Annotated in this window: 4 protein-coding genes; 3 read left to right on the forward strand and 1 reads right to left on the reverse strand. The window is 69.9% G+C overall.

Annotated elements, in window-relative coordinates; genetic code table 11:
* Window positions 1–272: hypothetical protein (locus ACWELQ_RS36605; RefSeq protein ID WP_452401599.1), on the forward strand; the 272-nt coding region annotated here is incomplete at its 5' end.
* On the forward strand, window positions 269–2,518 hold the full coding sequence (locus ACWELQ_RS36610) for a hypothetical protein (protein ID WP_452401600.1): 2,250 nt from the start codon (window positions 269–271) through the stop codon (window positions 2,516–2,518). The genes ACWELQ_RS36605 and ACWELQ_RS36610, both read left to right, overlap by 4 nt.
* Window positions 2,519–2,664: 146 nt before the next feature.
* Here ACWELQ_RS36610 and ACWELQ_RS36615 read toward each other — a convergent pair whose 3' ends face one another.
* Window positions 2,665–3,528 (reverse strand): dienelactone hydrolase family protein, encoded by an 864-nt coding sequence (locus tag ACWELQ_RS36615; protein WP_452401601.1) that lies wholly within the window; start codon window positions 3,526–3,528, stop codon window positions 2,665–2,667.
* Window positions 3,529–3,629: 101 nt separating this feature from the next.
* On the opposite strand from ACWELQ_RS36615, the gene glmS reads away from it, so the two are divergent.
* Window positions 3,630–5,498 carry a glutamine--fructose-6-phosphate transaminase (isomerizing) gene (gene glmS, locus ACWELQ_RS36620; RefSeq protein ID WP_452401602.1) on the forward strand — a complete coding sequence of 623 codons (1,869 nt, stop codon included), beginning with the start codon at window positions 3,630–3,632 and terminating at the stop codon, window positions 5,496–5,498.
* The last annotated feature ends 92 nt before the right edge of the window (window positions 5,499–5,590 follow it).

Here is a 5,590-nt window from a genome sequence, read left to right on the forward strand (position 1 = left end):
CGGCCACCACCTTGCGCGACGGGGCGGACGCGCTGGGGCAGCAGTCGCGCGCGGTCGGCGAGCATGCCTTCGGCCTCGGCGACGACCGTGCCGGGCGCAACTATTCGACACAGGGCAGCGCGGTGCATCAGGGCTTCGAGCGCGCCTCCGCCTGCCTGCGCGCCTGGGGCGCAGCGGCAGCCGCCACCGCCGAGGTCTTCGACCGCGCCGCGGCCGAGTACGCCCGCATCGACCGTGACCGTGCGTCGGCGTTGACCGGGTGGGGCCGATGAGCTTCGACCCGACCGGCAAGTCCGTCGACGAGATCCTCGACTACGGCGCACCCGGGCTGCGGTACTGGGAACACTTTCTGCCCCTGTACGCCAAGGTCTTCGGCGAACCGACGGGCGTCACCCTCACCGACCTCTACGCCCGCTACGACGAGCAACGCGGGATGAACCTCGCGGACTTCGCTGCCGCCCGAGACGAATTGGACAAGGCGGTCGCCGAGGGCGAATCGCGTTGGGCCGCGCACGAGTCGGTGGCGCAGTCCCTGCCAACCGCCTGGACCGGTGCCACCGGGACCGAGGCGCTGGCCACCGTGACTGCCCAATCACGCCGGGCCCGTGAGGATCTCGACTCGATCCGTACCGCCGCCACCACCATCCGCGACGCCCTGGACCCACTGCGTCGCGCGGCGCTGACCAAGGCCGAACACACCCTCGGCCTACTGGAGGCCACGCCGGACGGCAAGGGCCGCCTCGCCATCGACGGCAGGTCGCCCGACGACATCGAAGCGCTCGACGCCACCGATCACTGGCTGACCACCACCTTCCGCCCCGACGTCGACCACAAGCTCGCGGCCTTCACCGCCGCCTGCGAGACCACCGACCAAGCCTTCGAATCCCACTACCGCACGATCATCGCCGCCTTCGCCCAGGTGACCGACCACCGATACCCCCAACCAGCCCCCACCCTGCTGCCGCACCCAGACCCATTCCCGGCCCCAAATCCGCCCGCGCCGCAGCCGCCTTCGCTCGCACCGGCCTACCCGTCGACCGGGACAGAGCCGCCCCACGCCTCCGTGCGGCCCGCCTACCCGGCGGCACCCGCCAACGGTCCCGACCCGAACATCTGGCCTGCGCCCGCCAATTCCGGTAGCCCCGCCGAACCCCGGCCGAGTCCCATCCCGGCTGCGCCTGCGACCACAATCCCGGAAACCTCTCCCGCCCAAGCGAATCCCGTCGAGGCCCCGGCTTCGTCGACCCCTGCCCCGTCGGATACGACCCCTGCCGCGCCGAATTCGACGACCGCTCCGGCAGGTGCTGCCGGGGTGGGCGCTGCCGGGGCGGGCACTGAATGGGACACTGCCCCAACCGGGCCGTTGTCCGCCCCGGCCGAATCCGGAGCCGCACCGCTCGAGACCGTCACCCGCACACTGAAAACCGCCCTCGACCAACTCGAATCCGGCCTCCAACAGGGAGCATCGGCCGTCCTCGAAAAGCTCGCCGCCCTCACCGACCCAATCGCCGGGCTGTTGGGCGGCACCGCGGCCACCGACGATCCGAAGTCGGGCACGGACAACCCCGCCACCCCGGAACACAACGCGGACTCAGAACAACCGGCGGATCCCGAAAACCCATCGGACCCCAAGAGCCCTGGCAGTCCCACCCTCCCGACCGGCCACCTCGAATTCGACCTCGCCGGAAAACATTTCGCCCTGGCCCGCACCCCCGAGGGCAACATGTCCCTCGCCATCACCGACGAGTCCGGCCACACCCGCACCTGGACCCTCACCTCCGACGAGTCCGGCCACCCGGCCCTCACTACAGATAACCCACCCCTTGCCGAGAATGATCCGGCCCAACCTCAGGCAAACCCGGCCGGTGGTGACCCAGCCCCGGCCCCACTCGTTCCACCCGCGCGCGATCACCAAGGTGCCGAGTCACCCACGCCGACAATGGATCCTGGCAACGCTCAACCGGCAGCACCTGAAACCCCGCCGTCCAGCAACCCGACCCCCGCTATACCACCGCAGCCTTCCGCCTGTGCGCAGCCGCCCGACGGACCGCCACCGTGCGCGGACTCTAGCCGCTCCGGCCCACCCGGGTCGGAGCCGAACCGGGGCACGGCCCCCGCGCTCGAACCCAGCCCAGGTACCTCAGCGGTATGCCCTGCAACACCCGACCCACCGCCGCCCCCACCGAATCTCGTCCCCGCGCACCCGGATTCGCCGCTGCCGGACAAGGATCAAGGACCGCATCCTGATCCAGGTCCAGCTGGGGCGTCCTGTGCGGCTGCCAACGGTATCGGCCCCGTGCCGGAAGGAACCCCCGCGCAATGCACCGCATCGCCCGAAGCCGCCGTGCCGGTCCCGTCTTCTGAGAGCACCGCGCAGCCCGTCCCAGACCTCGGCACCAGTGGCGCACCCGGCGAACCTGTGCTGCCGACATATCCGCTGGATGGCCCGGACGCTTCCGTCGTAATCCCGGAGGGAGGTGTCGAAATCCCCGAAATAGCCCATCCGGCAACGCCATAGGCTGTCGAATCGGTCGCGCGCCGGAAGGATACGTCGAAGATGGCCGCGAATTGCCGTGTCGGGTCGGGGTGCCTACTGGCCAGGGCCGTGGCTCGGCAACCCGGGCGAACTGGTCGCGGTGGAGCAGGTGGATCGGGGCGGGGCGGTTACTTGCGGAGGGCCTGGATCAGCTGGAGGACCGGGAGCTTTTGGGGCTGGTCGGCCTCGTCGTCCACCGCGTCGGGGTCGACGAGTTGGGTGTGGGGGAGGAGGGCTTCGGGGTCGGCGAAGGGCTTGTATTTCTTGTCGCCGAGGACGGTGTAGTTGAGGTAGCCGATGAGGAGGGCTCGGGTGAGGCGTTCGGTTTTGGGTTCGTGCTTGCCCGCGCCGAGGGCGGCGAGGGCGCGGCGGCCTTCGACCATGCCGTTGTGGGTGGCCTTGTCGAGGGAGCGGAGGATCGCGCCTTCGCCCCAGGCGGAGGCGAGGGGGAGAGCGTCGGAGCTGACGGCGTCGATGTCGTTCGCGCCCGCCAGGATCAGGGCGGGGGCGTCGATCTTGGGGGCCAGCGCCTCGGCGGAGGGCGCGGTGGGTGCGGGGTACAGGGCGGCGACGGCGGCGACCTCGCGCTGCGAGGCGGCGATGACGGCCGCGCCCGCGCCCATGCCGTGCCCGGCCAGCGTCAGCCGATCCGGGTGCACGCTGATATTGCCCGCGCCCAGCCGCACACCGGTGCAGATGTCCAGGGTCGTCAGCAGATCCGAGGCCAGGTTCAGATGCGAGGGGATCGGCCCGCGCTCGGTATCCGGCGCGGCGGCCACATATCCCCAGGAGGCGAGATGCTCCAGCAGCCGCCGATAGTTGCCCACCCCGGTCAGCCACCCGTGCCCGAACGCCACCGCGGGCAGGTTGAGCCCCTTCCCGGGCGTGAACACCACCCCGGGCAACCCGGCGATGCCGAGATTCCCGCGCAGCACCTCATGCGGGCCGCGCAGGGTCAGAGTGCTCAGAAGCGATTTCACAGACGCCGACACGGACTAGAACCTATCCGATCAACATGTACTTGGGGCGTTTCGCCCGGTCGGATCTCCACTCGGATTCGCCGGGCCGGGTCATCCGGTTAGGCTATGGGCCCATGTGCGGAATCGTGGGGTATGTGGGGTACCGGGATGCGCTCGGCGTGGTGGTCGATGCGTTGCGCCGCATGGAATATCGCGGTTACGACTCGGCGGGCGTGGCCATTCTGGACGGGGCCGGGGGCCTGGCCGTGGAGCGCAAGGCGGGCCGCCTGGCGAACCTGGAAGCCGAACTCGCCGACGCGGGCGAGGAGCGCTTCGCGGGAGCCACCGGCATGGGACACACCCGCTGGGCCACGCACGGCGCGCCGACGGACCGCAACGCCCATCCGCATCGCGATCACTCCGGCCGGGTCGCGGTGGTGCACAACGGCATCATCGAGAATTTCGTGCCGCTGCGCCGCGAACTCGAGGAGGCCGGGGTCGAGCTGGGCAGCGACACCGACACCGAGGTGGCGGTGCACCTGGTCTCGCGCGCCTACGCCAAGGGCGACACCGCCGGTGACTTCGTGGCCTCCGCGCTCGCGGTGGTGCGCCGCCTGGAGGGCGCGTTCACCCTGGTGTTCTCGCACGCCGACCACCCGGACACGATCGTCGCCGCCCGCCGCTCCACGCCGCTGGTGGTCGGGGTCGGCCAGGGCGAGATGTTCATCGCCTCCGATGTCACCGCCTTCATCGAACACACCCGGGAGGCAGTGGAACTCGGCCAGGATCAGGCCGTCGTCATCACCGCCGACAGCTACCGGGTCACCGATTTCCACGGCCGCACCGACGGTGTCCGTTTCCGCCCCTTCACCATCGACTGGGATCTGGCCGCCGCCGAGAAGGGCGGCCACGACTACTTCATGCTCAAGGAGATCCAGGAGCAGCCCCAGGGCGTCGCCGACACGCTGATCGGTCATTTCGCCCACGGCAAGATCGTTCTCGACGAGCAGCGGCTGGCCGATCAGGAGCTGCGCGAGTTCGACAAGGTCTTCGTGGTCGCCTGCGGCAGCTCCTATCATGCGGGCCTGCTGGCCAAGTACGCCATCGAGCACTGGACCCGGCTGCCCGTCGAGGTCGAACTGGCCAGCGAATTCCGTTACCGCGACCCGGTATTGGACCGCTCCACCCTGGTCGTCGCCATCTCCCAGTCCGGCGAGACCGCCGACACGCTGGAGGCCGTGCGCCACGCCAAGGAGCAGAAGGCGCGAGTCCTGGCCATCTGCAACACCAATGGCGCGCAGATCCCGCGCGAGTCCGACGCCGTGCTCTACACCCGCACCGGCCCGGAGATCGGGGTCGCCTCCACCAAGGCGTTCCTGGCCCAGATCACCGCCAACTACCTGGTCGGCCTGGCGCTGGCGCAGGCGCGGGGCACCAAATACCCCGACGAGGTGGCGCGCGAGTTCGCCGAACTGGAGTCCATGCCGAAACTCGTTGCGCAGGTGCTGGAATCCGCCGATCGGGTGCGGGAGATCGCGCGGCAGTTCGCGCATGTGCCGACCGTGCTGTTCCTGGGCCGCCACGTCGGCTACCCGGTCGCGCTCGAGGGCGCGTTGAAGCTCAAGGAACTGGCCTACATGCACGCCGAGGGCTTCGCGGCGGGCGAGCTCAAGCACGGCCCGATCGCGCTCATCGAGGACGGGCTGCCGGTGTTCGTGGTGATGCCGTCACCGAAGGGCCGCGCGGTGCTGCACTCCAAGCTGCTCAGCAATATTCGTGAGATCCAGGCGCGTGGCGCGCGCACCATCGTCATCGCCGAGGAGGGCGACGACACGGTGCGGCCGTTCGCCGACCATCTGATCGAAATCCCCTCGGCCCCAACGCTGTACCAGCCGCTGCTGTCGACCGTCCCGTTGCAGATCTTCGCCGCTGAGGTGGCGCAGGCCCGTGGCTACGACGTCGACAAGCCCCGCAACCTGGCCAAGTCGGTCACCGTCGAGTGAGAGTGCCGACTCCTGGGGACTCTCAGGGGCTTCGCCCCTGAAACCCCAGGGGATCCTGAACCCCAGAGGATCCCGCGCTACTGGACGGTGAC

The organism is Nocardia sp. NPDC004722, assembly GCF_053601505.1.